The organism is Pseudokineococcus marinus (assembly GCF_013004605.1).
Lineage (GTDB): Bacteria > Actinomycetota > Actinomycetes > Actinomycetales > Quadrisphaeraceae > Pseudokineococcus > Pseudokineococcus marinus.
Genome location: NZ_JABEMA010000381.1, coordinates 1 through 2556 on the forward strand (window position 1 = coordinate 1; position 2556 = coordinate 2556).

Consider the following 2556-nt stretch of genomic DNA (forward strand, 5'->3'; position numbering starts at 1 on the left):
GGAAGGACGCGGGGCGGGCGGCGGGGAAGGACGCGGGGCGGGCGGCGGGGAAGGACGGGGCGCCGGCCTCCCCCCGCCCGGGGGCGACGAGCCCTGCGGGCTCAGGACCGCCCGGCGGGGGCGTGCCGCCGCTCCAGCAGGTGCTGCTGCACGTCCAGCAGGCGCTTCCCGTCGGGGTCGTGGCTGTGGCGCTCCCACGTGCCGTCGGGCCCGAGGTGCCACGACGCCGTGCCGTCGTCGGCCTGCAGCTCGAGGTACTCGAGCAGCTCGGCGACCTCGGCGCCGTCGTCGATCTTCACCAGCGCCTCGACGCGGCGGTCGAGGTTGCGGTGCATCATGTCGGCGCTGCCGATCCACACCTCGGGGGTGCCGCCGGCCGCGAAGGCGAAGATGCGGCTGTGCTCGAGGTAGCGCCCGAGGACCGAGCGCACGCGCACCGTCTCCGACAGCCCGGGGATGCCCGGCCGCAGGGCGCAGATGCCGCGGACGACGACGGTGACCGGCACCCCGGCGCGCGAGGCGCGGTAGAGCGCGTCGATGACGGTCTCGTCGACCATCGAGTTGACCTTGACCATCACCTCCGCCGGTCGGCCCGCCCGGTGGTGCTCGACCTCCCGCTCGATGCGCTCGACGAGGCCCGCGCGCAGGGACCGGGGCGCCACGAGCAGCCGCGAGAAGGTCGTGCGGGGCGCGTACCCCGAGAGCTGGTTGAAGAGCTTGGTGACGTCCTCCCCGACGGTCTCGTCGGCGGTGAGCAGGCCCATGTCCTCGTAGAGCCGCGCCGTCTTCGGGTTGTAGTTGCCCGTGCCGATGTGGCAGTAGCGGCGCAGCCCGTCGCGCTCCTGGCGCACGACGAGGCACAGCTTGGCGTGCGTCTTGAGGCCCACGATGCCGTAGACGACGTGGACGCCGGCCTGCTCGAGCTTGCGGGCCCACGAGATGTTGGCCTGCTCGTCGAAGCGCGCCTTGATCTCCACGAGGGCGACGACCTGCTTGCCGGCGTCGGCGGCGTCGATGAGCGCGTCGACGATCGGGGAGTCCCCGCTCGTGCGGTAGAGCGTCTGCTTGATGGCGAGGACGTCCGGGTCGGCCGCCGCCTGCTGCAGGAACTCCTGGACGCTCGTCGAGAAGGCGTCGTAGGGGTGGTGCAGGAGGATGTCGTGCTTGCGCACGGCCGTGAAGACGTCGCCGGGGGAGGCGGTCTCGCGGCCGTCGGTGAGCAGGTGGTGCGTGCGGGAGACGGCCTTGGGGTAGTGCAGCTCCGGCCGGTCGAGGTCGGCGACGGCGTTGAGGCACCGCAGGTCGAGGGGGGCGGGCAGCTCGTAGACCTCGCTGCCGCGCACCCCCAGCTCGCGCACGAGGAGCTCGCGCACGTGCTCGTCGGTGTCGTCGGCGACCTCGAGGCGGACGGGAGGGCCGAAGCGCCGCCGCAGCAGCTCCTTCTCCAGCGCCTGGAGGATGTTCTCGGCGTCGTCCTCCTCGACCTCGAGGTCCTCGTTGCGGGTGACGCGGAACGCCGAGCTGGCCACCACGGTCATGCCGGGGAAGAGCTGGTCGAGGTGGGCGCCGATGAGCTCCTCGAGCGGGAGGAAGCGCACGGAGGCCGGCGCCCCTCGCGCGCCCGCGTCGTCGTCGTCGTCCACCGGCACCAGCCGGGGCAGCAGCGGCGGCACCTTGACGCGGGCGAAGTGCTCGGTGCCCGTGGAGGGGTTGCGCGCGACGACGGCGAGGTTGAGCGAGAGCCCCGAGATGTAGGGGAAGGGGTGCGCCGGGTCGACCGCCAGCGGCGTGAGCACGGGGAAGACCTGGCGCGAGAAGAAGGTGCCGAGGCCGGCGCGCTCCTCGTCGTCGAGCTCGTCCCAGCGCACGAGGCGGATCCCCGCGTCGACGAGCCGGGGGCGGACGACCTCGGAGTGCACGCGCGCGTGGCGCTCCATGAGCTCGTGGGCGCGGCGGGAGATCTGCGAGAGCACCTCCCGCGGCTGCAGGCCCGAGGCGGCCGTGACGGCGAGGCCCGTGGCGATGCGCCGCTTGAGGCCGGCCACGCGGACCATGAAGAACTCGTCGAGGTTCGAGGCGAAGATGGCGAGGAAGCGGGCCCGCTCGAGCAGGGGGAGGTCGTCGTCCTCCGCGAGCTGCAGCACCCGGTCGTTGAAGGCGAGCCACGACAGCTCGCGGTCGAGGAACCGGTCGTCGGGCAGCGGCTCGTCGTCGCCGGCGGCGGCCCCCGGCACGGGCATGGGCGCCGCGTCGCCGAGGTGGGCGGCCGTCTCCGTGTCGAGCGTCCGGGAGGCCCCGCCCGTGCGGGCGCCGTCGTCGAGCTCCGCCGCGGCGTCAGGTCGGGCGGGGAGGCCCTCGCCGCTGGTGGCGGGCGCGCCGGGGCCCTTGTCGGTCGACGTGGTCACCTCCCTCATGGTGCCACCGGCCGCCCCGGTCGGCGCCTCCGCGACCGAGGCCGCGGAGGGGGGCGCGGACGGCGGCGAGGCGGTCGGTCGAGAGGGCGCGGCGGGCGGCCCGGTGCGCTGCTGCCGTCGCCGGCGCCGCTCGCGGCGCCCC

General features: G+C 74.7%; 1 protein-coding gene. It reads right to left on the bottom strand.

Annotation, left to right across the window (positions count from 1 at the left end; genetic code table 11):
- Positions 1 to 101 precede the first annotated feature (101 nt).
- A partial coding sequence (locus HLB09_RS15680; RefSeq protein ID WP_409373017.1) for an RNA degradosome polyphosphate kinase occupies positions 102 to 2556 on the bottom strand: 2455 nt, incomplete at its 5' end.